This window comes from uncultured Allofournierella sp., assembly GCA_944382705.1.
In the GTDB taxonomy this organism is placed as follows: domain Bacteria; phylum Bacillota; class Clostridia; order Oscillospirales; family Ruminococcaceae; genus Allofournierella.
Map to the genome: position 1 here is coordinate 1 of CALWNE010000032.1, position 23,240 is coordinate 23,240.

Below are 23,240 nucleotides of genomic sequence, written 5' to 3' on the forward strand. Positions count from 1 at the left end.
GTCATTTTGGCACCCCCGGCGAGACTCGAACTCACTACATTCCGCTTAGGAGGCGGACCCTCTATCCCGGTGAGGTACGGGGGCTTATACAACAAATATTCAATTTTCAGGCTCCACAGGATTCGAACGAACTGCCGCTTAGGAGGGGCTTGTTATATCCATTTAACTAAGGGGGCATATTCTACTATACGGGTGCATTGCTGCATGGCGTGCGGCCCAGGGCTGTGCAAAGTTACGCTGTACCGCTGCCGCTGTTTGGGCCAAGCCATGGTGCAGGCGGTGCTTTGGCCCCCGGGGCCGCAATGCTTTTTTATTATAAAGGATACCGTGGGTAAAATCAAGTTGAAATCACCTTTCCTTCATTGTATAGTATACTAAGAAACCGCCATGCCGGGTTTTGCCCAGGGTATGGCGGGCAGCATTCATTCACTTGTTTGCGGCTTGGTTTGCAGCCGCAAGGATATGGTTTGACCCTCGGCACTGCCCTGGCTGGGCAGGCAGGGCCAACTGGTAAAACAAAGGAGGTATTTTTTTTGGACCAACAACCTCAAACCGGCACATCGTCCCAATTTAGTCGTTTGTTAAGCCGGAGCTCCCACGCACCCAAAACCATGCGCAAACGGCTGGAGGAAATCTCCCCCACCCGGTTGATTGTATCCAGCTTTTTGGGGGTCATCATCACCGGTACGCTGCTGTTGCTGCTTCCTTTTTCCACCCACAAGGGCATTGCATTTTTGGATGCCCTTTTTACCGCCACCAGTGCCACCTGCGTAACCGGCCTGATTCGGGTGGATACCTTTCAGGCCTTTACCCGCTTTGGCCAGATTGTTGTTCTTGCACTCATTCAGGTGGGCGGTCTGGGGCTTGTTACCCTCACCAGCTTTGTGATGGTGGCACTGCGCCGCCGGGTGGGTTTTAAATCCATGCGGCTGGCCAGCGAATCCATTGGCTCCACCAATGTGGCGGATGTGATGAAGCTTCTGCTTTGGGTCATTCGCATCTCCGCTGTGTTTGAGGCACTGGGCTTTGTGCTGCTGCTGCCGGTGTTTGTACCCCGGTTCGGCGCAGAGGGCATCTTTGTATCCCTGTTTCTTTCCATTTCGGCGTTCTGCAATGCAGGGTTTGATATTCTAGGCCGGGCCGCTCCCTATGTGAGCCTTACCGGGTATGCGGGCAACTGGTATGTGCAAACGGTTATTATGTTTTTGATTGCAGCCGGCGGCCTTGGCTTTATGGTCTGGTACGAGCTGAGCCAGTGGCGCAAACAGCGGCATCTTTCGCTCCATGCCAAGGTGGTTCTCATCTGCACCGCCGGGCTGATTGTGGGCGGCACGGTGGCCTTTGCCTTTTTGGAGTGGAACAACCCCCACACCATTGGCCCCATGGGCGTGTTTGATAAAGTTGTAAACAGCGCCTTCCAGTCGGTAAGCGCCCGCACCGCCGGGTTTAACACGGTAGACCTGGCCGCCATGAACCCCATTACCAAATGTATGCTGTCGGTGCTTATGTTTATTGGTGCAGCACCGGGCGGCACCGGCGGCGGTATCAAGGTAACCACTTTCAGCATACTTTTGGTTACGGTTGCCTCGGTGGCCACCGGCCAGGAGGACGCCCAGCTGATGCAGCGGCGCATCAACAAAAAAACCGTTTATCAGGCTTTGTCCATCACCATGCTGGCCATTGCCATTGTGGTAGTTTCCACCCTGTGCGTCTTTTTTTACAGCGGCGAAACCGTCAGCCCGCTGGACTGCCTGTACGAAACCGTCAGCGCCTTTGCGACGGTGGGCTGCAGCGTGGGCGTAACGGCCACCATGCAGGCACCTGCTTTGATTGTAACCATTCTCACCATGTTTATTGGCCGTGTAGGCCCCATCTCCATGGTCATCAGCCTGGCCAGACAAAACCAAAAGAAGGGCCGGTTTGCTGTACTGCCCGAAGGCAAAATTAATGTGGGCTAAGTTCTCAGGCATACCCACATAACGCAAGCTGCCTGTGGATTGCAGCCGGGCTGTTCCCCGGATTTTTTTAGCAGGCTTCGCATTAATCCCATGTCCATTCGTAATTTTTTCTTAAAAAAAGTTCTTGCTCTCTCCTTTCTGCTGCTGGTTCTGCTGGAGTGTATTCTGGGGGCCAGTGTGCTGTTGTTCCGGGATCACCTGCTGCGCAATGCACAAAGCATGGGTATGCTACTGACGGAAAGCCACGCCCGGGAGATTGAAACCCAGCTGAACGAGTACAGCACCCTGCTGCAAATGGCCAAGGTAAACATTCAAAAAATGCAGCAGGAACAAGCCGATAAGAGCGCCTTTTTGACCCAGGTGAAAAAACACCTGCGCCACGCCAACGCAACCCTGGTGATAATTGACCTGGATAACTTTAAAAAGGTGAACAATCTGTATGGCCACGACCAGGGCGATGCGGTACTCCGCCAGACCGCAAGCCTGCTTTCCAGCACCTTCCGCAGCACCGACCTGGTGGGCCGGTTTGGCGGCGATGAATTTATGGTACTGATTCCCAAACATCTGGACGAACAGGTGTTGAACCGTAAATTCAGCCATCTGTGCGACTCTCTCAATCAAATCAGCCTGCAATATCCGCAGGCCAATCTTTCCATGAGCATTGGCGCTGGTTACTGCTTAAAAGGCGCAGACTACGAGAAGGTATTCAAACAGGTGGACGAAACCCTTTACCAGGTAAAGCGCAGCGGCAAAAACTCCTTTCAAATCCACCGGCCAGAACACGGCGCCGCCCATTCCAAGGGGTAATTTTCTCGCAGGTTCAGCCCTCTGGCGGCAAATCAACCCATACAAAAAGCAGGATTCCCTTCCAGGAGGGAATCCTGCTTTTTTGCATTACACAGACTGTGTGGTTTTTAAAAGATTCAGCTGTTCCATCCAGTCGATGGCTTCCATGGCGTCCCACACAAAGCAGTGGGCGCCGGTCTGCTCCACCAAACCGGCCTGCTCCATAACCTCTTTCACCTTGGGCTGCACCGCACAAAACAGCACCTGGGTGCCCTGCTGGTTCAGCTGCTGGGTCAGTTCACACAGCATATCCGCGGCGGTATCGTCCATATAGGGCACGCCACGCATGGAAAAGATAACCCCCTTGAGGGGTTCGGCCATCTGGGCCATCTGGCGGGTAAGCTGCTCCTGGGTGCCAAAAAACAGCGGACCGGTCAGGTACACCACCTTCACCTGGGGGAAGGCAATCTCCTGCCCGCCCTGCTTGCGGCGCACATCGCTCACCGCCACTTCCAGGTTGCAGCTCTTGAGCACAAACAGCAGCATGGCCACGCCAATGCCCACCAGAATGGCTACCACTAAGTCAAACACCACGGTGGCGGCCATGGTGGCCAAAAACTGCGCCTGAGAAGCCCGCAGCTTGTTTTGGAACAGCCGCCGGATGGCCGGCCACTCGTTCATGCGCCAGGCCGTTACCATCAGCACCCCAGCCAGGGTAGCCAGGGGAATGCGGCCCATAATGCCGCCCAGCAAAAACATGGACAAAATCAGGGTGATGGCGTGCACCACGCTTACCATACGGGTACGACCACCGCTTTTAATGCCCACCGAGGTACGGGCGATGGCCGCCGTGGCAGGCACGCCGCCAAACAGCGGAATCACCAGGTTGCCAATGCCCTGGGCCACCAGCTCCCGGGTGGAGTTAAGGGGCTGGCCGGTCATGCGGGCTGCGGCAGCGCCGCACAGCAGGCTTTCAATCATGCCAAGGGCCGCAATGGAGCAGGCGGGCAGCAGCAGCTGGGGCAGCATGGAAACATCCAGCCCGGTTTGCAGCAGGCCGTGGGGGGTGATGAGGGTTTGAGGGATGGCCCCCACCTCTGCCACCTGCGAAGCGCTGCTGTTTGGGTTGAGCAAAAAGTTAATGGGGATGGCCACCACAATGGCCATGAGGGAGCCGGGCAGCCAGCGGGCCAGCTTTTTGGGCCAGGCCAGCATTACCACCACTGCCAGCACGCCAAACAAAACCGCCTGGGGGTTGGGCTTAAAGCCCAGGCTGGCGTAGGAGGCCAGCTTTTGCAGGGCGTTTTCTCCCTGGCTGGTGGTGCCAAAAAAGTTATCAATCTGGCCCAGGGCAATAATAATGGCAATGCCGGAGGTAAAGCCGGTGATGACCGGCACCGGAATGTAGGATACCAGCTTGCCCACCCGCAGCAGGGCCATAACCAGCAGAATGGCACCGGTCAAAAAGCCTGCGGTGAGCACCCCCTGCACCCCATACCGGCCTGCAATGCCCACCAGAATGGCCGCCATTGCGCCGGTGGGGCCGCTGATTTGGTAGGCAGCACCCCCCAGAATGCCAATCACAATACCGGCCAGAATGGCGGTAATCATGCCGCTGGCAGCGTCGGCGCCGCTGCTTACGCCAAAGGCCAGAGCCAAGGGCAGGGCCACCGCCGCAACGGTAAGGCCCGCCAGGATATCCGCCAGCAGTGCGGCTCCATTATAGCCTGCAAATTCCTGCTGCAAATCCTTCCAATAGGTTTTCATGCCACAAATTCCTCCCCTGTTTGCACTCAAAAGCCACCAGCGGCGCACGGTTTGCCGCTGGTGGCTTGGTTGGTTAGTTGTTTGCGTAGTTAGACACCAGGTTCAGCAGAATTTCCACGCTCTTGTCCATTTTTTCTGCGGTGATGTATTCGCAGGGACCATGGAAGTTGAAGCCGCCGGTGCCCAGGTTGGGGCAGGGCAGCCCCATAAAGGAGAGCCGTGCACCATCGGTGCCGCCCCGGATGGGCACAATGTGAGGCTCCAGACCTGCCTGGCGGATGGCCTGGGCTGCATTTTCCACCAGATGGAAGTGGGGCTTCACCTTTTCTTCCATGTTGTAGTAATTGTCCTGCATGGTCAGCTCCACCGTTCCCTCGCCGTGGGTCTGATTCAGCCGCTGGGCCAGCTGAACCAGCAGCTCCTTGCGGGCCTCAAATTTTTGGCGGTCATGGTCCCGGATGATGTAGTGCAGCTTGGCAGCGGTTACATCGCCCTCCATGCTTTCCAGGTGGAAAAAGCCCTCAAAGCCCTCGGTGTGCTCCGGCACTTCCAGCGGGGGCAGACCGGCGGCAAACTCCATGGCAATGGTCTGGGCATTCTTCATCAGGCCCTTTGCGCTGCCGGGGTGCACCGAAAAGCCATGGATGCGCACGGTGGCATCCGCTGCGTTAAAGTTCTGGTACTCCAGTTCCCCCACATCGCCGCCGTCCACGGTGTAGGCATAGGCAGCCCCAAAACGCTGCACATCAAACAGGTCTGCACCCTGGCCAACCTCCTCGTCCGGGGTAAAACCAATGCAGATGGGGCCGTGGGCAACTTCGCCCTTCATCAGCTGCTGAGCCAGGGTCATAATCTCCGCAATGCCTGCCTTATCGTCTGCTCCCAGCAGGGTGGTGCCGTCGCCGGTAATCAGGGTTTGGCCCTTCCAGTTTTTCAGTTCGGGAAAACGCTCCACCGTCATCCACTGGCCGCTGCCAGGCAGCAGCACATCGCCGCCGTCGTAGTTGGCAATTACCTGGGGCTTTACCCCCTCACCGGGAGCCGCCGGGGCGGTATCCATGTGGGCCACAAAGCCCAGGGCGGGCTTGTGCTCCAGGCCGGGGGTGGCTGGGATTTTTGCGTAGATGTAGCAGTGCTCGTCCAGCGTTACATCCTCAATGCCCATCTCCCGAAGCTGCTTGACCAGCAGGCGGGCCAGGTCGAACTGGCGCTGGGTGGTGGGATGGCTGGTGCTGGCCGGGTCCGAAGTGGTGTAAATGGTTACATAGTCCAAAAAGCGTTGGTATGCACGCATAGTGATTCATCCTTTCCTTGGCAGCCGCTGCTGCAAACAGCGGCAGTTGTTCTATGTACTGAATTGTATCACAAACGGGGTAAAATAAAAAGGGCAGAGATTGCCCTGCACAGGTGCGCCGGCTCGCCAAATTCCCCCGTTATACTTGGAATACCGACGCTTTTGTGGTATGCTATGTTCTGTATCAGTGTGCTTACCCGCCCTGGGTTTCAGGGGCGAAATGATAGAAACGGAGGCCTTTTTTATGGCAGGCAGCTATTTTACCAACAAAACCCTTTTGATTACCGGCGGTACCGGCAGTTTTGGCAACACCGTACTCAAGCATTTTTTGGCCAGCGACATTGGCGAAATCCGAATCTTTTCCCGTGATGAAAAAAAGCAGGATGATATGCGCCACGAAATCCAGCAAAAGCATCCCCAGCTGGCGGGCAAGCTGCGGTTTTATCTGGGCGATGTGCGGGAAATCGACAGTGTGCGCAGTGCCGTGCGGGGCGTGGATTACATCTTTCATGCCGCTGCCCTCAAGCAGGTGCCCAGCTGCGAATTCTTCCCCATGGAGGCTGTGCGCACCAATGTGGTCGGCACCGACAATGTGCTCACTGCCGCCATTGACGCAGGGGTAAAAAAGGTGGTTTGCCTCTCCACCGATAAGGCCGCCTACCCCATCAACGCCATGGGCATTTCCAAGGCCATGATGGAAAAGGTCATCGGCGCAAAGGCCCGCACCGTAAAAGCAGAGGATACCACCATCTGCTGCACCCGTTACGGCAATGTAATGTGCAGCCGGGGCAGCGTGATTCCCCTGTTTATCGACCAGATTCGGGCCGGTAAGCCCATCACCATCACCGACCCCAGCATGACCCGCTTTCTGATGAATCTGGACGAGGCGGTGGACCTGGTTCAGTTTGCCTTTGAGCACGCAAACCCCGGTGATTTGTTTGTGCAAAAGAGCGATGCTTCCACCATTGGGGACCTGGCCAAGGCAGTGCAGCAGCTGTTTGGGGACACCGGCACCCAGATTATCGGCACCCGCCACGGCGAAAAGCTGTACGAAACCCTCATGACCAGAGAGGAGCGGATTCGCAGCGAGGACATGGGCGGCTACTACCGTGTGTCCGCCGATGGCCGTGACCTGAACTATGACAAATTTGTGGTGCAGGGCCAGGTGCACACCGAGGCTGACGAAGCCTACACCAGCCACAACACCCGCCGGCTGAATGTGGAGCAGACGGTGGAAAAGATTTTGACCACCGACTATGTACAGCAGGCTCTGGCCGACTGGAAGAAATAACAAGCAAAGGAGCCGCCTTTTATGGACCAGAACGCACCCATTCTGATTACCGGCGCCGGGGGATTTATCGGCCGCAACCTTACCGCCACCCTGAAAGCCGCCGGTTTTACAGACCTGATGCTCTTTGAACGGGCCGACACTGCCCAGACCTTGCAGGAGTATGCCCGCCGGGCCCGGTTTGTGTTCCACCTGGCTGGCATCAACCGTCCCCAGGACCCCAGCGAGTTCTATACCGGCAACGCCGGCCTGACCGAAAGCCTGCTTGCCATGCTGGAGCAGGCGGGCAATCCCTGCCCGGTGCTGGTCACCAGCAGCACCCAGGCCCAGCTGGACAACGACTATGGCAAAAGCAAAGCCCAGGCAGAACAGGCCCTGTTTGCCTATGGCCGCCGCACCGGTGCGCCGGTGTATGTGTTCCGGCTGCCGGGGGTGTTTGGCAAATGGTGCCGCCCCAACTACAACAGCGTGGTGGCCACCTTCTGCCATAACGCCGCCCACGGCATTCCCCTCTCGGTGCGGGACCCGGAATTCAGTCTGCCACTGGTTTATATCGACGATGTGGTGCGCTGCTTTGTGCAGGCCATGGACGGCCAGGTAATGCAGGACCGCAGCCTGGAGCCTCTGTGCCTGGTGCAGCCGGTGCACACCACCACCTTGGGGCATCTGGCCCAGGTAATCGAGGGCTTTGCCGCCAACCGCACCAGCCTGCAGGTTCCCCTGCTGGCGGAAAACAGCCTGGAAAAAAAGCTCTATTCCACCTGGCTTTCCTACCTGCCCCAGGACCAGTTCTCCTACCCGCTTGTCACCCATGCGGACCAGCGGGGCAGCTTTACCGAATTTTTGCGCACCCCGGAACGGGGCCAGGTGAGCATCAACATCTCCAAGCCCGGCATCACCAAGGGCAACCACTGGCACCACAGCAAAAACGAAAAGTTTTTGGTGGTAAGCGGCAAAGCGGTGATTCGGTTCCGTGCCATCGACAGTGACCAGGTGATTGAATACCCGGTCAGCGGCGACAAGCTGGAGGTTGTGGACATTCCCACCGGCTACACCCACAACATCGAAAATGTGGGTGATACCGACCTGGTAACGGTGATGTGGGCCAACGAAGCCTTTGACCCGGACCATCCGGACACCTTCTTTCTGCCGGTTTGACCCCCCCGTTAAACAACAAGGAGCATTTGTATGAGCAAACTGAAACTAATGACCATCGTGGGCACCCGGCCGGAAATCATCCGCCTGGCGGCTGTGATTAAAAAATGCGATGTGTACTTTGACCAGATTCTGGTGCACACCGGCCAGAACTACGACTACACCCTCAACGGCATCTTTTTTAAGGACCTGGGCCTGCGGGAGCCGGACCACTACCTGAACGCCGTGGGCGAGGATTTGGGCGAGACCATCGGCAACATCATTGCCAAAAGCTACAAGCTGATGGCCCAGCTTCAGCCGGATGCCCTGCTGATTTTGGGCGATACCAACAGCTGCCTGTCCGCCATTGCGGCAAAACGGCTGCACATTCCCATTTTCCACATGGAAGCCGGCAACCGCTGCTTTGACGAATGCCTGCCGGAGGAGACCAACCGCCGCATTGTGGACCACATTGCGGATGTGAACCTGTGCTATTCCGAGCATGCCCGCCGCTACCTGAATGCGGAGGGCACCGCCAAGGAGCGCACCTATGTAACCGGCAGCCCCATGGCAGAGGTACTGCGGGCCAATCTGGAACAGATTGAGGCTTCGGATGTGCTGGGGCGGCTGGGGCTGGAAGCTGGCCGCTATATGCTGCTGAGTGCCCACCGGGAGGAAAACATCGACACCCAGCAGAACTTTGTGGCCCTGTTCTCCTCCATCAATGCCCTGGCCCAAAAGTACGATATGCCCATCTTGTACTCCTGCCATCCCCGCAGCCGCAAACGGCTGGAGGCCATGAACTTTGCCCTGGATGAGCGGGTGCGCCTGCACGAGCCTTTGGGCTTTCACGATTACAACCATTTACAGATGAACGCCTTCTGCGTGGTGAGCGACTCCGGCACCCTGCCGGAGGAATCCAGCTTTTTTACCAGCATCGGCAAGCCCTTCCCTGCGGTGTGCATCCGCACCTCCACCGAGCGGCCGGAAGCTTTGGACAAGGGCTGCTTTATCCTGGCGGGCATCACCGCCGGCGGGGTGGAACAGGCGGTGGAAACCGCCGTTGCCATGAACCAGAACGGTGATCTTGGCATCCCCGTGCCCAACTATGTGGAGGATGTTTCCACCAAGGTGGTAAAAATCATCCAAAGCTATGTGGGCGTAGTCAACAAGATGGTGTGGCGTAAATTCTAAAAGCCCCCAGGCAGGAGTGTTTATAAGCGTGAAACGAATTTTAGTGGTCAGCCAGCATTTCTGGCCGGAGCCCTTCCGCATCAACGATGTTGTGGAGGGCTTTGTCCAGCAGGACATTCAGGTGGATGTGCTGTGTGGTCTGCCCAACTACCCCAAGGGGGAATGGTTTGAGGGCTACCGCTACACCACCCCCCGCCGCCAGCAGTACAAGGGCGCCCAGGTGTTCCGTGCCGGGGAAATTCCCCGCCGGGGCAACACCGGCCCCATGATTTTTTTAAACTACATCAGCTGGCCGGTGTTTGCACTGTTTCATCTCTGGCGGCTGAAAGGCCCCTACGATGCAGTGCTTTGCTACAACACCAGCCCGGTGCTCATGAATCTGCCTGCAATTTTGTATGCAAAGCTGCACCGGGTGCCCCTGGTAAGCTATGTGCTGGACATCTGGCCCGAAAACCTTTACAGCGTGCTGCCGGTGTCCAATCCCCTGCTGTGCCGCATTGCCCTTTGGGTGAGCGATTGGCACTACAAACAGGCCGACCGGCTGATTGCCATGAGCGACTCGCTGAAAGAGCGGCTCATGGAGCGCACTGGCTTTGATTCCAGCCGGGTTTGGGTTATCCCCCAGCATTGCGAGGATTTTTACGCCCAGCCCGGCCATGACCCTGCCTTGGAGCAGCGGTTTGCAGGGGGTTTTAATCTGCTGTTTGCAGGCAATTTCAGCCCTGCCCAAAGCCTGGACACCGTCATTCGGGCGGTGGTGCAGGCAAAGCAGCAGGGCGCCCAGGACCTGCGTTTGATTTTGGTGGGGGACGGCATGAGCCGCCCCCAGCTGGAGCAGCTTGCTGCCCAGCTGAACGCCCAGGACACGGTGGTCTTTGCAGGCAGTACTGCCCCGCAGAACATTCCCTGCTACACCAGCCTGGCCCAGGCCCTTGTGGCCCCCTTGAGTGCCAGCCCGGATTTGGGCATGACGGTACCTGCCAAGATTGCCAGCTATATGGCCGCTGCAAAGCCCATTCTGGCCAGCATGGACGGGGAGGGTGCCCGGGCGGTGGAGCAGGCCCAGTGCGGCTACACCAGCCCTGCACAGGATGCAAACGCCCTGGCGCAGCGCATTCTTCAGCTTTACAACACCAGCCCCCAGCAGCGGGCTGCCATGGGCCAGCGGGCCTTTGCCTACTACCAGGCTCACTACCAGCGCAGCAGCGTGCTGGAACAGCTGGTGCAGGCTTTAAGCGGCCCTGCTCCCATCAACGATACTGTGAGGTGAACCGGTTTGAAGGTTTTGGTAATTATCCCCTGCTATAACGAGTCCAGCAACATTGTGCAGGTGGTGAACAATCTGCGTACCGCCTGCCCCCAGGTAGATTACATCATTGTGAACGATTGCTCCACCGATAACACCCGCCAGATTTTAAAGGAACACCAGCTGAACTATCTGGATCTTCCGGTGAATCTGGGCATTGGCGGCGGCGTGCAGTGCGGCTATCTCTATGCCATGGAGCAGGGTTACGACATCACCATTCAGATGGACGGCGACGGTCAGCACGACCCCCGCTACCTGAACCAGGTGATTGAGCCGGTGGCCCAGGGCAAGCTGGATTTGTGCATTGGCAGCCGGTTTATTCAAAAAAAAGGCTTTCAAACCAGCTTTATGCGGCGGCTGGGCATCCGGTTTTTAAGCGGGCTGATTCGGCTGCTCACCGGCCAGCAGCTGCTGGATGTAACCAGCGGATACCGGGCCTGCAACCGGGCAATGACTGCCTTTTTTGCAGCCCACTATGCCCAGGACTACCCCGAACCGGAGGCCATCGTCACTGCTTTGTGCAACGGCTTTCGGGTGGGGGAAGTGCCGGTGGAAATGGTGGAACGCCAGGGCGGCGTTTCCTCCATCCGGGCCTTTAAGAGCGTTTATTACATGATCAAGGTAAGCCTTGCACTGGTCATTCACCGAATTGGTGCCCGGCAGAAAGGATGGACTGCATGAGCCCTTTATTTCAGCTGCTTTTGTTTGCAGGCTCTCTGGTTTTTTTAATGCTTGTGGTCTACATGGTCAAAAAAAGCCTGCTGGGGGTGCGTTTCAGCCTGCCCTGGCTGGTGCTGGGCGGTTCCATGCTGGTGCTCTCGGTGTGGACCTACCCCGCTAAGGTATTGCGGGCCCTTTTGCAGATTGAAGTAGTCTCCAACATGATTTTTTTGTTCATGATTGGCTTTATATTGCTCATTCTGCTGGCTTTGTGTTCTGCGGCAAGCAAACAGTCCGAACAGCTTAAACGGCTTACCCAGGCCAACGCCATTTTGGAGGAACGGGTGCGCAAGCTGGAGCAGCAGCTGCACCGGTAAGCCAGCCTGCTGCGGCAGAGCACCCCTTTGCCGTAGCACAAATTTTGTAAGGGAGACCGAGGTGCAACAATGGACTTTAATACGCTGATTTTTTTGGGGTTCTTTGCAGGCACAGCTGTTTTAACCTACTGTATGCCCCAGCGTGTAAAACCCTATTTTTTACTGCTGGCCAGCTACCTGTTTTACTGCTACCAACCCCAAAATCTGCAATTGGTGTGGGTGCTGGTGTGTGCAACCCTCATCACCTGGCTGGGCGGCATTCTGCTGGGCAGCTCCAAGCTGAATTTTTTATGGCTGCGGCGCACCGTGCTGGGTGCCTGCCTTGCCTTCAGCGGCTACTGCCTGGTTCGCTACAAATACTATGATTTTGCGGCCCAGCTGCTCCGGGATACCCTCTCGCTCCAGCTGCCCAAGGTAAACCTGGTGGTTCCGCTGGGGCTTAGCTATTTTTTGTTTCAGAGCATGGGCTACCTGTTTGATGTTTACCGCCACAAGCAAAAGCCGGTGCTCAATCTTGCCCACTACGCCCTGTTTGTAAGCTTTTTCCCCTGTATTTTTACCGGCCCCATCGAGCGGGCAGGCCATCTGATTCCCCAGCTTACCGCCCCCCATAAGTTCAGCTACCAGCGCATGAGCGGCGGCGCCTTTCGGATGCTGTGGGGCTATTTTAAAAAGATGGTACTTGCCGACAGCCTTTCGGTGTTTGTAAGCGGTGTTTATGCCGCACCGCAGAACGCTGCCGGGCCGTACCTGCTGGCTGCCAGTCTGCTGTTCAGCTACCAGCTTTATCTGGATTTTTCCGGCTGCTGCGACATTGCCATTGGGGCCGGGCGTGTGCTTGGTTTTGACCTGACCGAAAACTTCCGCCGGCCCTTTGCCGCCTGTACTTACCAGGATTTGTGGCGGCGCTGGCACATCAGCCTTTCCAGCTGGTTCCGGGACTATGTGTATTTCTCGCTGGGGGGCAGCCGGTGCAGCCGCTGGCGGCAGATTCTCAACAACCTGATTACCTTTCTGGTCAGCGGTCTGTGGCATGGTGCCAGCTGGGGCTATGTGATTTGGGGTGCCCTCAACGGCATCATTCTTTCGGCAGGCCGCCAAACCCAGCAGCTGCGGGCGCAGCTTGCCCAAAAGAACCCCCTCTACCGCATTGCCTGGTTGCGCACTGCCATCCAGCGGTGCTGTGTGTACCTTTTGTTTACCGCCTGCATCGTGTTTTTTGCGGCGGATTTGTATGGCGGCAGTGCCTTTGCGGTGTATGCCGGGCTGTTTGAGGGCTGGAACCTCCCGTTCAGCCAGCTTTTGGCCGGTTTTGGGGATAAGGGCCTTACCCTTCCGGTTGCGCTGGTCTGCGCCGCTGGCATTCTGCTAACCGATTTTGTGGAGGCCCACGGCCCTGTGTCCAGCTGGATTCGCCGCCGCTGCGCCGCCGTGCGCTGGCCGCTGTACTACCTGCTGGCCCTGGCCATTCTGTTTTTTGCCTCCTTTGGCAAGTCGGCCTTCATCTATCAAAATTACTAAGGAGCTGCTGCCATGAAAAAGCCTCTATCGATTTTACGGTTTATGGTGCGGCGCTTGCTCACTTTGCTGAGTATTGCCATCAAGGCTTTGTGTTTTGTGCCCATCCTGCTTTTTATGGTCTGGTTCAACTACACGGTGGACATCAGCGGTCTGTTCCAGGGCGAGCTTGCCCCCCGTGAAATCTGCAATCTGCTGCTGGAAGGCAAAACCGTAGCCAACTACGACCAGATGGACGAACGGGCCGTTTTGGAGCTGTATGTACAAAATCTGAGCAAGGAGCAGGTTCCCACCACCCTGGCCATTGGCTCCAGCCGGGTGATGCAGCTCACCAAGGAGATTGCCGGGGATGCCAGCTTTTTTAATGCAGGCATGAGCGGCGCAGGCTTGATGGATGTGATCAATGCCTTTTACCTGTTTGACCGGGCAGACAAACTGCCCCAAACCCTGATTTTTGAGGTGGACCCCTGGCTGTTCAACGGTGTTTCCAGCCAGGATTTGAACAAACGGGCGGACAGCGAGCTGTTTGCGGAGTTTTTGCAGCTCTGCCTGGGGCGGGATACCGGCTACGAAGCCCCCAACCAGTTGGAACACTGGAAAGCCCTGCTGGACCCCTCATATTTTCAGGGCAATGTTCGGTATTTTTTAAAGCAAAAACAGGAGCAAGCCGCAGCGGGCAGCCAGGCCAGCGACTCCCCCTTTTTTGCGGTGGATATGAGCCAGATTGACGATTTGAGCTACACGGTAAAGCGTCCGGACGGCAGCATCTACTACCAAAAGGATTTCCGCAACTGGACCTATGACCAGATGATGGCCGAGGTGCTGGCCCAGGCCGGTACCATCCAGCAGATGCACGGCTTTGATTCCATGGACCCCTATTGGACCCAGATTTTTGAGGAATTTGTTGCCTATGTGCAAAGCCGTGGGGTAAAGGTTATCTTTTTACTTACCCCCTACCATCCCTTTGTGCTCAAGCATGTGGCCAACAACCCCCAGGGGCTGGAGGGCTTTTTCCAGGTGGAGCCCTGGCTGCGCCAATTTGCCCAGGAGCACAATATCCCCCTGTATGGCAGCTACCACGCCAGCCGGGTGGGCATTCAGGAATGGCTGTTTTTTGATGGCATTCACTGCAAGGGCGAGGCCCTGCGGCTGATGTTCCCCGGGGTGGAGGCCGCCTTGCAGGGCCAGCAAACCGCCTACCAGCAGGAGTACCTGAACCGCTACGGCAAGGAATACCCTGCTCTGGTGGAGCAAGCCACCGTGGGCACCACTGCGGACTGCCTTGTGGTGGATGAAAACTGGTTCTTGCAGGCCCAGGCCGACACCGGCCTTGGAACCCCCTATGCGGCGGACTTTGACCAGGATGCCATTGAGGCACAGGCCAGCCAGGGCGATTCTCCTTAACAAGCCCTGGCAGCTTGGGCCACGCTCCTTGCATGGACCCAGGCAATGGGCCAGTGTGTTTGGGCTGGGCGTTGGTATCTGCTGACGCCCAGCCCTTTATGCTTTGCAGCCGCTGAGGCCTTGCTTACAGCACAAAAAAAGCGTACCCTTTTGGGGTACGCTTTTTTGTTTTGCGCTCTTGCAAAAATCTGCTGGGGGCTTGCCCGACTCAGGCGGTCAGGCCCAATCCCTTTTCCAGGTCCTGCAGCATGACATCCAGCGCAGTAATGCCGCCTTCGGCGGTGTACCACACAGCGGGATGCTCCAGATAGATAATCTGGTTGTTCTGGGCTGCCTGGGTTTTGTTTACCAGCTCGTTGTTCATGATTTCCTGGGCCAGCTTGGCACCTTCCGACGCAATGGCTGCGTCACGGTCCATTACAAAGATGTACTGGGGGTTTTTCTCCACCAAAAACTCAAAGGATGCCTCGTTGCCGTGGGTGGAGGTATCCAGCTGTGCATCTACGCCAATGTTTTCAAAGCCAATCTCACGGCCAATGATGGAACAGCGGCCGTCGTTGCCCAGCACATTAAAGCTGCCGCTGGTGCACATACCCACCACCGCACTCTTGCCCTGGGCAAAGTCTGCCAGGGCCTGAATCCGGCTGTCAAAACCAGCCATCAGGCTTTCCACCTGATCTTCCAGCCCAAACAGGGAGGCAATGGTGGTGGCATTGGTGCGCACGCTCTCCACCACGCCAATCTCGGTATCGGTGGCCAGGTACACCACCGGGGCAATTTTGCTCAGCTCATCGTACTGGGAAGCCAGCCGGCCGCCAATAAAAATTACATCCGGCTCACAGCTCATGATGCTTTCCAAATCGGCCTCTTTAATGGTACCCAGATTTTTTACCGCCTTGTTCTCCACATAGCTTTGCAGATAGTCCAAAGAAGTTTTTGCGCTGCCCACAACCCGGTCACCTACGCCCAGAGCATCCAGAATATCCAGGGCAGCCATATCCAGCACCGCAATGCGCTGGGCATTGTAGGGCACTTCCAGGTCAATTACCTCTTTTGCCCCGTTCAGGCTCTTAATGGTAATGGTGCTGGGGGTTTCCTGCTGCTGAGTGGCAGAGGCCGAAGTGCTGGAAGCAGCAGAATGTTCGGATGCGGAATTGCCGGATGCCGCAGGCTGATTGCCGCAGGCTGCCAGCGAAAGGGCCAGAATGGCCGCCAGAGCAATGGATAACATCTTTTTCATGGGTATTCTCCTTCTTAAAACAATAATTTTTGTCAAAAATAAACAGTTAGTAATACAGACACAGGGGCCGTCCCTCCACCTGCTGGACTTCAAAATCCACCCCGTAAATTTCCGAGAGGTTTTCTTTGGTGATTACCTCCTCCACCGGGCCAAACTTTGCCACCTCGCCCTGCTTGAAGGCACAGATATAGTCGGAATAAAAGGCTGCATAGTTGATTTCGTGCAGCACCAGAATCACGGTTTTGCCCAGCTCGTCGCAAAGGCGGCGGACAATCTTCATCATGTTGGTGGCATGGTAGATGTCCAGGTTGTTGGTGGGTTCATCCAGCAGGATGTATTCGGTATCCTGTGCAATTACCATGGCAATGTAGGCCCGCTGACGCTGACCGCCGGAAAGCTCGTCGATAAACCGATGTTCAAACTCCTCCAGCTCCATGTACCGAATGGCCTTGTCCACCATCTCCTCATCCTGCTGGGTCAGGCGGCTGCCGCTGTACGGAAAGCGGCCAAAGGCCACCAGTTCCCGCACGGTAAGTTTCATCTGGATGTTGTTGGACTGGGTCAAAATAGCCAGCCGCTTTGCCAAATCACGGCTTTTCCACTGTTTTAAATCCTTGCCTTCAAAGTGAATGTGGCCTTCATCCCGCTCCACCAGGCGGCTGATCATGCCCATAACGGTGGACTTGCCCGCCCCGTTGGGGCCAATGAGCGAAAGCACCTTGCCTTTGGGGATTGTAAAGCTTACCTCATCCACCACGGTTTTTTGGTTGTAGCGTTTGATTAGTTGTTTAATCTGCATGGCTTACGCCCTCCTTTGCCGCAGCAGCAGGTACAAAAAGTAGATGCCGCCGCCCACGGTAATAAACACGCTGATGGGCACCGCATAACTGTACACCCGTTCCACCAGCAGCTGACCGCCCACCAGCACCACCATGCCAATCAGCCCGGCTGCTGCAATCAAATGGGTGTGGCGGTAGGTGCGCATCAGCTGCCGGGCCAGGTTGGCCACAATCAGGCCCATAAAGGAAACCGGGCCAACCATGGCCGTGGCAATGGCAATGTACAGGGTAACCCCCAGCAGCAAGCGGCGGATGGTGCGGTCGTAATCCACCCCCAGGTTAATGGCCTGGGCCTTGCCCAGGGTAATCACATCCAGCAGGGCAAGGTCTTTGCGCAGCCAAAAGGCCACCGCCGCCATCAGCAGCACTGCCAGCAGCAAAATGCCGGAATTCACCCGGCTGAAGCTTGCCACCAGGGTGGCCAGCAAGGCGTCATACTCGTTGGGATCCATCACACGGGTAAGGGTGCTTTGAATGCTGCCAAAAAAGGAGGTTAAAATGGTACCCACCAGCAGCACATACAGCACATTGTGCCGTGTTTTTTCAAAGATAAATCCATACAGAAGGGTGGCGGTAATGCCCATGAGCACCAAATCCACCCCAAAGGCAAGGTTCGGGCTGCGGGCAATGAGGCTGCCGGAGCCAAAAAAGAATACCACCACGGTGTGAATGAGGGTGTACAGAGAGTTCATGCCCAGCAAACAAGGGGTAACAATGTTGTTTTGAATGATGGACTGAAACACAATGGAGGCACTGCCAATGCAAAAAGCCGTTACCAGCATCACTGCCAGACGGGGCACCCGCAGGCTAAAGGCAAAGGCAATGTACCGGGGGTCCACCCCAATGCACAGGTAGCCCGCCGCCACCAGCAGGGTGAGCAGCCCCAGCGCCGCCAGCTTGCGGCGGTTTACTTTTATGGCCTGGTTCATGCAGTTTCCTCCTTTTGGGCTTTATTCGCTGCGGTGCTGCAAGCGCAAGCCCCGGCATTCAAGGGCAGTCGGCTGCCGCCGTTGAGCCGGTGGAACAGCAGCGCCGCAAACACCACGCTGCCCAAAATGCCCACCACCAGCTCGATGGGCAGCTCGTAGGGTGCAATCACCACGCGGCTGATTAAATCGCACACCAGCACAAACAGGGCGCCAAACAGGGCGGTATCCACCAGGGTACCCTTAATGTTATCGCCCTTGAACATGGCCACCACATTGGGTACAATCAGCCCAATGTAAGAGATACTGCCCACAATTACCACCACGCTGGCGGTAATCATAGCTGCAATGGAAAGGCCCAAGAACAGCACAAGATTGTAGTTTACACCCAGGTTTCGGGCAAAGTTCTGGCCCATGCCCACAATGTTGAAGTAGCCCGCAAACACAAAGGCCGCAATCACCAGAGGCACCACCAGATACACCAGCTCGTAGCGGCCCTTAATCACCATGGAAAAATGGCCTGTAAGCCAGGTGGACAGGGCCTGTGTCATCTCGTACTGGTAAGCCAGATAGCTGGTAACGCCGCCAATGATGTTGCCAAACATAATGCCCACCAGCGGCACCAGCACCACATCCTTAAACTGAATCCGCTGGATAAACCACACAAACACCCAAGTGCCTGCAATGGCTGCCCCAAAGGCAAACAGGGCTCTGCCCCACAGGGTTGCGCCCGGCCAAAAAATCAGCGCAAGCAGAATGCCCAGCTGGGCCGAGGAGATGGTTGCCCCTGTGGTGGGCGAAACAAATTTATTGCGGCAGAGCTGCTGCATAATAAGGCCCGCCACGCTCATGCCCACACCGGTGCAAAGAATGGCCAGCAAACGGGGCAAACGGGAAATTACAACAATTTCAAGCTGTTCCAAATCACCTGCCAGCAGGCTGGCAGCGTTCAGATCCAAAACACCCACAAACAATGAGCATACGCTCAGCAGCACCAGGGCAACAGCCAGCAGTGCTGTAATGTTTTTGTGTTTAATAAAAATCCCTCCGTTCTTTTTGCCGCACACTCAATTAGCCAAGACTAACCAGTGGGCAAAAAAATGGTTGATGCGGTTCCGTTGGGTACGGTGCGCACCAAAACTTACGGAAGTTAGTATAGCATAACTGCCTGGGGCTGCGCCTTTGTTTTTTCGGCTTCCGGTTTTAAATTCTTGCACTGTTTGCTGCAATCTGTCCGTGTTCCCTTGCAGGGAGTGCCATCCGTCCCCCCTGTTGGTTTTCAATGCTTGCACTGCTTGTCTGCCCTGCCCCGCAGCAAGCAAAAACGCCGCCCTCCTTGTGCAAAAGAGGGCGGCGTTTTTCGGTTTGAGTTTACACGCCGCTGCTGGCGTAGTCCATGGTTTCGGGGGTAACGGTTTTGAGTACCTGGCACATACGGGCAGCCCAGCTTTTGGCACCCTCCAGGTCGTGCTCCCGGTAGTTGCCGCATTCCTTGGGCTGGTTGCCGGGAATTTCGCCTTCGTACTGTGCAATAAAGGCAAAGCACTCCTGCACCAGCTGCAAAGCCTCTGCACGGCTCATGGCATCACGGGTTAAAAAGTAAAAGCCGGTGCGGCAGCCCATAGGCCCCACATACACAATCTGCTGGCTGTACTGAGAGTTGCGCACATAGGTGGCAAACAGGTGCTCAAAGGTGTGCATGGCCGGGTTGGGCAGGTATTCGCCCCCATTGGGCTTGACCATTCGCAGGTCATAGGTCACCACATCCCCATCAATGCGGGAAACATACATACCGGGTTCCAGTACATCGTGGTCTACGGTAAAGCTGGCAATGGTTTTCATTCGTAGGTTCCTCCTTGCAGATTAAAAAGCAATGCATTCCAGGCTTTCGCCTTCCAAAGTTTTGGTGGTGAAGGTGCCCTGTTCGTACACCATGTAGCTGTGGGAGCCATCCTTGGGGATGGACACGCTGCCCGGGTTCAAAATCAGCACATCGTCCTGCCAGCGGGTGTGCTTTACATGCACATGGCCAAACACAAAGGCGCTGCCCTTGGGCAGGGGGGGCAGGTTTTCCGGGTTGAATTTGTGGCCATGGGTGGCAAACAGCAGCTTGCCTTCCTCCAGCAGCAGGGTGGTGTAGTCTGCCATTACAGGAAACTCCAGCACCATCTGGTCCACTTCGGCCTCGCAGTTGCCCCGCACCGCCACAATGCGGTCCTTCAGGCCATTCAGCATGGGAATCACCTGCTTGGGTGCATAGTCCCGGGGCAGGTCGTTGCGGGGGCCATGGTACAGCAAATCTCCCAGCAGCAAAATGCGGTCGGGCTGTTCCGCTTCAATGCGCTCCAGCAGTTTTTGGCAGTAGTAAGCCGAGCCGTGCAGGTCGGACGCAATCAACAATTTCATGGTTCATTCTCCTTTTATGGATTCCGGTTGGTCCGCCGGGCCAAATCCGGGTTGGGCGCTGCCCCAGTAGAGTACACCAGGCATCAGCAGCAGGGTAATATTCACCGCCGCACTGGCCAGGTGGCGTTCCATCATGGCGTGCAGCAAAAGCACCAGCAGGCATACTGCCTCGGTGGTGTGTCTGGTTTTCAGCAGGTTCCACAGCAAGGCGCACAGCAGCCCCAGCATCAGCAGTGCCACAACCGGGCCGGACACAATCCAGTAGTACAGATAGGCATTGTCCACCAGCATCCAGTCAGGGGGATGGGTTCCCAAAATCCCCACCGGAATTTGCGCCAAAGCCTGGGCGCCCAGCTCAATGCGGCCGCTCAAGGCCCGGTTCAGCAGCACAACCCAAACAGACTGGCTCTCCCAACAGGCCACCGCCGTAAAGCTGATGGCAAATAGCAGCACCGGCATGGTGCTAAGGGCCACACGCACCGCCAGCGGACGCAGCAGCCCCGGCCATAGCCGAACCAGCAGGCTGCCTGCGGCCAGCAGCACCAAGCAGACGGTGGCGGCCCGGCTGTCCGGCCCAAACTGGCTGAAGGCCCCCAGGCCCAACAGCACCAGAACATCCCACCAGCGCAGGCGGCCAATCTGCCGCAGGCACAGGTACATCATGCCCATGGTCAGCAGCAAAACGCCCAGATAGTTGTACCACTCGTAGCCAAAACTGTTGCGCTGGCGCTGGGTGTCAAACTCCACCAGGGTGGGAATCCACCCAAGCAGCGAACCACACACCACACTCAGGGTACACACAGCCGCCGTGGGCAGTGCCATCTTGAGCAGCCGGCGCAGGTCCACATCCTTTGCCGCCAGGCAGAACAGCGCCGTCCAGAACAGCCACCGCTCGTGGCTATTCTGGCAGCTGTACCATACCACAAAAAACATGGGCCAGGCAGAACAAAGCTCCCCCAGGGTGTAACGGCTAAAGCCCAGCAGCTTTGCCACCAGGCAAAACCCCACCAGATGGTCCAGCACAGGGATGCTCACTGCATACAGCAGGGGCAGCCGCTCCCGAATCAGGCTTTCCAAAAAAAAGGTCTGAAACAGGCGGGCCATGCCAGCTGCCCAAAACAGCCAATTGGCCCAGCGGCCTCTTTGGGCTGCCGCCCAGTCCCCCCAAAGCCAGTGGGGCTGGCCCGCAGCCTGGCCCAATGCCGCCATGGGACTGGCAGACCGCAGGGCACGCCACAAATCTGCCCGGCACCGGACCAGCTGCACCAGCAGGCCGGCAAGCAGCCCCAGCAGCGCAGCCTTGGTGTAAAAAAAGGAGCAATCCAACAAAAAACTGGTCACGGCTGCAGTTCCTCCCCAGCAAGCCGGTCGCATTCCCTTACAATCTGCTGCATCCGTTCAAACTGCTGCTCCATCTCCTGCACCAGCTTGAACTGGGTGCGGGCCCGCACCAGATTATGCTCCGGATACTGGGTTTTAAAGTAGGTATCGCCCTGGAGATAGTCGGTTAAAAAGCGCATACCGCATTCCAGGGTAATCAGCTTTGCACCCCAGGTCAGATAATCCTTTTCGGTTTGGGTCAGCACCTTGCCTGCTGCTTTCAGATAGCCTTTTGTATAGGCTTCAAACAGCTGCAAATCAAAATGCACCTTGCTTAAATCCCGCTCATCCTCCGAGGCGGTGGATGCACCAAACCGGATGGAGTCGCCAAAATCGTTCAGGGCCAGGCCCGGCATGATGGTATCCAGGTCGATTACGCAGATGCCCTTGCCGGTTTTTTCGTCAAACAGAATGTTGTTCAGCTTGGTGTCGTTGTGGGTTACCCGCAGGGGCAGGTTGCCCTTGCGCAGCTGGTCCATCAGCACGCTGCAATCCTTTTGGCGGTCCAGCACAAACTCAATTTCTTTTTTGCAGCTGGCAGCCCGGTTTTTCACATCCCGGCGCAGTGCCTGTTTAAAATTGTTCAGCCGGTCCTCGGTATCGTGAAAGCGGGGGATGGTTTCGTACAGGGTATCCGCCGGGTAGCCGTCCAGCTCCATCAAAAAGCGGCCAAAGCTGTAACCAGACTCGTAAAATTGCTCCGGCCGTTCCACACTCTGGTAACATACCGAATCGGTAATATAATGGTAGCAGCGCCAGGGCAGGCCCTCGGTATCCTCAAAATAGGGCTCCCCTTCCTTGGTTTTCAGGTAACTCAGGGTTTCCCGGTCTGCATCGCCGCCAGCCTGACGGATGCTCTGCCGCAGGTACTCGGTCACACCAAAGATGTTATCCATTACCTCACGGGGTTTTTTAAACACATTGGTGTTCACCCGCTGCAAGATATAGCACAGTTCTTCCTCCTGGGTGGCGTGTTCCCCTGCAATCTGCATATACACCCCATAGGTTTCGTTGATGTGGCCCTCGCCAAAGGGGCGCACATAGCTGCACTGATTGCCCAGGCCAAAAGCATAGAGGGCATCCTCCAGCATACGGCTTTCCACCCCATCAATCTTGCGGCGCTGAGAAAAAATCACCTCGCCCGCTTCCACCTTGCGGCAGGCTTCCACCTGGCAGTTGGCCTTTACCACACTGCCCAGGCCAATGTGGGCGCCTTCCCCCACCACCGTGTCGTGGTCCACAATGGCGCCGCTGTTTACCAGGCAGGCCATTCCCAGCCGGGTGTTGGTATTGATGACCGCCCGCTGCATTACAAAGCTGCCTGCCCCAATGGTTGCACTGGGGCTTACCACTGCACTGGGATGGATGATGGTGGGCACCACAAAATCCGCCTCCAGCAGTTTTTGCACCCATTGCAGGCGCATCTTGTTGCTGCCAAAGGCAGCCACCGCACAGGGGTACTCCCTGCGCAGCTCTTTGTAGTCCACCAGCTTGCCAATCACCCGGCTGTCCTTGCTGGCGTCGTCCAGCATGGCAATGCTGTCAAACTGCCGGGTGGATACGGCCGATTCATAAACCATCTGGCCAAACCCGCCAGCCCCCAAAATCAATAGATTGGGCATAAGTCCTTCAACCTCCTTGAGCAATGTTGTGTTTTAAGACCGCCGCAATACATCAATCATATGCGCCAACCGGGCGGCCATTTTGTACAAAATCTGCAATGGTTCTATTATAGTGCAATCCACCGGCCAGCACAAGCCATA

20 protein-coding genes and 1 tRNA gene are annotated in these 23,240 nt (G+C 56.6%); 10 read left to right on the forward strand and 11 right to left on the reverse strand.

Annotation, left to right across the window (positions count from 1 at the left end; all coding sequences use genetic code 11):
• Positions 1-7: 7 nt before the first annotated feature.
• Positions 8-84: transfer RNA gene (locus ACH2EM_RS04150), tRNA-Arg, on the reverse strand.
• A 449-nt stretch (positions 85-533) separates the two neighbouring features.
• Here ACH2EM_RS04150 and ACH2EM_RS04155 point away from each other — a divergent pair.
• Positions 534-1,958 carry a TrkH family potassium uptake protein gene (locus ACH2EM_RS04155; RefSeq protein ID WP_395150843.1) on the forward strand — a complete coding sequence of 475 codons (1,425 nt, stop codon included), beginning with the start codon at positions 534-536 and terminating at the stop codon, positions 1,956-1,958.
• A gap of 90 nt (positions 1,959-2,048) precedes the next feature.
• A complete protein-coding gene (locus ACH2EM_RS04160; RefSeq protein WP_395150844.1) occupies positions 2,049-2,765 on the forward strand; it encodes a GGDEF domain-containing protein in 717 nt (238 codons plus the stop codon).
• A gap of 87 nt (positions 2,766-2,852) precedes the next feature.
• On the opposite strand, the gene ACH2EM_RS04165 is transcribed toward ACH2EM_RS04160, so the two are convergent.
• Together ACH2EM_RS04165 and pepT are read right to left on the reverse strand one after the other, a co-directional pair.
• Positions 2,853-4,511 carry a SulP family inorganic anion transporter gene (locus ACH2EM_RS04165; protein WP_395150845.1) on the reverse strand — a complete coding sequence of 553 codons (1,659 nt, stop codon included), beginning with the start codon at positions 4,509-4,511 and terminating at the stop codon, positions 2,853-2,855.
• 73 nt (positions 4,512-4,584) lie between these two features.
• Positions 4,585-5,805: a peptidase T gene (gene pepT, locus ACH2EM_RS04170; RefSeq protein ID WP_395150846.1), complete on the reverse strand. Its 1,221-nt coding sequence runs from the start codon at positions 5,803-5,805 to the stop codon at positions 4,585-4,587.
• Positions 5,806-6,049: 244 nt separating this feature from the next.
• Between pepT and ACH2EM_RS04175 the strand changes: the two genes are divergently transcribed.
• The 8 genes from ACH2EM_RS04175 (at position 6,050) to ACH2EM_RS04210 (ending at position 14,686) form a co-directional block, all read left to right on the forward strand.
• A complete protein-coding gene (locus tag ACH2EM_RS04175; RefSeq protein ID WP_395150847.1) occupies positions 6,050-7,096 on the forward strand; it encodes a polysaccharide biosynthesis protein in 1,047 nt (348 codons plus the stop codon).
• A gap of 21 nt (positions 7,097-7,117) precedes the next feature.
• The gene (locus tag ACH2EM_RS04180; protein ID WP_395150848.1) at positions 7,118-8,251 is read left to right on the forward strand and encodes an NAD-dependent epimerase/dehydratase family protein; all 1,134 of its coding nucleotides are present in this window, start codon (positions 7,118-7,120) and stop codon (positions 8,249-8,251) included.
• A 30-nt stretch (positions 8,252-8,281) separates the two neighbouring features.
• Positions 8,282-9,421, forward strand: coding sequence for a non-hydrolyzing UDP-N-acetylglucosamine 2-epimerase (gene wecB / locus ACH2EM_RS04185; RefSeq protein WP_395150850.1), 1,140 nt, complete (start codon positions 8,282-8,284; stop codon positions 9,419-9,421).
• Positions 9,422-9,449: 28 nt separating this feature from the next.
• Entirely contained in the window at positions 9,450-10,691 is a 1,242-nt protein-coding gene (locus ACH2EM_RS04190; RefSeq protein ID WP_395150851.1) for a glycosyltransferase family 4 protein, read from the forward strand.
• A 6-nt stretch (positions 10,692-10,697) separates the two neighbouring features.
• Positions 10,698-11,408: a glycosyltransferase family 2 protein gene (locus ACH2EM_RS04195; RefSeq protein WP_395150852.1), complete on the forward strand. Its 711-nt coding sequence runs from the start codon at positions 10,698-10,700 to the stop codon at positions 11,406-11,408.
• The gene (locus ACH2EM_RS04200) at positions 11,405-11,764 is read left to right on the forward strand and encodes a DUF2304 domain-containing protein (RefSeq protein WP_395150853.1); all 360 of its coding nucleotides are present in this window, start codon (positions 11,405-11,407) and stop codon (positions 11,762-11,764) included. The genes ACH2EM_RS04195 and ACH2EM_RS04200 overlap by 4 nt, the downstream gene beginning before the upstream one ends.
• Before the next feature lie 69 nt (positions 11,765-11,833).
• A complete protein-coding gene (locus ACH2EM_RS04205) occupies positions 11,834-13,285 on the forward strand; it encodes an MBOAT family O-acyltransferase (protein ID WP_395150854.1) in 1,452 nt (483 codons plus the stop codon).
• Between the two features lie 12 nt (positions 13,286-13,297).
• The gene (locus tag ACH2EM_RS04210) at positions 13,298-14,686 is read left to right on the forward strand and encodes a hypothetical protein (protein WP_395150855.1); all 1,389 of its coding nucleotides are present in this window, start codon (positions 13,298-13,300) and stop codon (positions 14,684-14,686) included.
• 208 nt (positions 14,687-14,894) lie between these two features.
• On the opposite strand, the gene ACH2EM_RS04215 is transcribed toward ACH2EM_RS04210, so the two are convergent.
• The 8 genes from ACH2EM_RS04215 to ACH2EM_RS04250 all read right to left on the reverse strand — a co-directional run bounded on the left by ACH2EM_RS04215 (position 14,895) and on the right by ACH2EM_RS04250 (position 23,099).
• On the reverse strand, positions 14,895-15,926 hold the full coding sequence (locus tag ACH2EM_RS04215) for a siderophore ABC transporter substrate-binding protein (protein WP_395150856.1): 1,032 nt from the start codon (positions 15,924-15,926) through the stop codon (positions 14,895-14,897).
• A gap of 46 nt (positions 15,927-15,972) precedes the next feature.
• Positions 15,973-16,725: an ABC transporter ATP-binding protein gene (locus tag ACH2EM_RS04220; RefSeq protein ID WP_395150858.1), complete on the reverse strand. Its 753-nt coding sequence runs from the start codon at positions 16,723-16,725 to the stop codon at positions 15,973-15,975.
• A gap of 3 nt (positions 16,726-16,728) precedes the next feature.
• The gene (locus ACH2EM_RS04225) at positions 16,729-17,694 is read right to left on the reverse strand and encodes an iron chelate uptake ABC transporter family permease subunit (RefSeq protein WP_395150859.1); all 966 of its coding nucleotides are present in this window, start codon (positions 17,692-17,694) and stop codon (positions 16,729-16,731) included.
• Complete coding sequence (locus tag ACH2EM_RS04230; RefSeq protein WP_395150860.1) at positions 17,691-18,758, reverse strand: ABC transporter permease; 1,068 nt, start codon at positions 18,756-18,758, stop codon at positions 17,691-17,693. Before ACH2EM_RS04230 ends, ACH2EM_RS04225 begins: the two co-directional genes overlap by 4 nt.
• Positions 18,759-19,062: 304 nt before the next feature.
• Positions 19,063-19,533, reverse strand: a complete 471-nt coding sequence (locus ACH2EM_RS04235; RefSeq protein WP_395150861.1) for an S-ribosylhomocysteine lyase — start codon at positions 19,531-19,533, stop codon at positions 19,063-19,065.
• A gap of 21 nt (positions 19,534-19,554) precedes the next feature.
• Entirely contained in the window at positions 19,555-20,097 is a 543-nt protein-coding gene (yfcE, locus tag ACH2EM_RS04240) for a phosphodiesterase (protein WP_395150862.1), read from the reverse strand.
• Between the two features lie 3 nt (positions 20,098-20,100).
• Entirely contained in the window at positions 20,101-21,438 is a 1,338-nt protein-coding gene (locus tag ACH2EM_RS04245; protein ID WP_395150863.1) for a hypothetical protein, read from the reverse strand.
• The gene (locus tag ACH2EM_RS04250) at positions 21,435-23,099 is read right to left on the reverse strand and encodes a phosphotransferase (RefSeq protein WP_395150864.1); all 1,665 of its coding nucleotides are present in this window, start codon (positions 23,097-23,099) and stop codon (positions 21,435-21,437) included. Before ACH2EM_RS04250 ends, ACH2EM_RS04245 begins: the two co-directional genes overlap by 4 nt.
• Positions 23,100-23,240 lie beyond the last annotated feature (141 nt).

Coding starts and splice junctions, on each gene's coding strand:
- ACH2EM_RS04225 (WP_395150859.1), bottom strand. CDS start 17,694: ATGAACCAGGCCATAAAAGTAAACCGCCGCAAGCTGGCGGCGCTGGGG.
- ACH2EM_RS04220 (WP_395150858.1), bottom strand. CDS start 16,725: ATGCAGATTAAACAACTAATCAAACGCTACAACCAAAAAACCGTGGTG.
- ACH2EM_RS04235 (WP_395150861.1), bottom strand. CDS start 19,533: ATGAAAACCATTGCCAGCTTTACCGTAGACCACGATGTACTGGAACCC.
- ACH2EM_RS04215 (WP_395150856.1), bottom strand. CDS start 15,926: ATGAAAAAGATGTTATCCATTGCTCTGGCGGCCATTCTGGCCCTTTCG.
- yfcE (WP_395150862.1), bottom strand. CDS start 20,097: ATGAAATTGTTGATTGCGTCCGACCTGCACGGCTCGGCTTACTACTGC.
- wecB (WP_395150850.1), top strand. CDS start 8,282: ATGAGCAAACTGAAACTAATGACCATCGTGGGCACCCGGCCGGAAATC.
- ACH2EM_RS04160 (WP_395150844.1), top strand. CDS start 2,049: ATGTCCATTCGTAATTTTTTCTTAAAAAAAGTTCTTGCTCTCTCCTTT.
- pepT (WP_395150846.1), bottom strand. CDS start 5,805: ATGCGTGCATACCAACGCTTTTTGGACTATGTAACCATTTACACCACT.
- ACH2EM_RS04205 (WP_395150854.1), top strand. CDS start 11,834: ATGGACTTTAATACGCTGATTTTTTTGGGGTTCTTTGCAGGCACAGCT.
- ACH2EM_RS04200 (WP_395150853.1), top strand. CDS start 11,405: ATGAGCCCTTTATTTCAGCTGCTTTTGTTTGCAGGCTCTCTGGTTTTT.
- ACH2EM_RS04175 (WP_395150847.1), top strand. CDS start 6,050: ATGGCAGGCAGCTATTTTACCAACAAAACCCTTTTGATTACCGGCGGT.
- ACH2EM_RS04165 (WP_395150845.1), bottom strand. CDS start 4,511: ATGAAAACCTATTGGAAGGATTTGCAGCAGGAATTTGCAGGCTATAAT.
- ACH2EM_RS04250 (WP_395150864.1), bottom strand. CDS start 23,099: ATGCCCAATCTATTGATTTTGGGGGCTGGCGGGTTTGGCCAGATGGTT.
- ACH2EM_RS04210 (WP_395150855.1), top strand. CDS start 13,298: ATGAAAAAGCCTCTATCGATTTTACGGTTTATGGTGCGGCGCTTGCTC.
- ACH2EM_RS04180 (WP_395150848.1), top strand. CDS start 7,118: ATGGACCAGAACGCACCCATTCTGATTACCGGCGCCGGGGGATTTATC.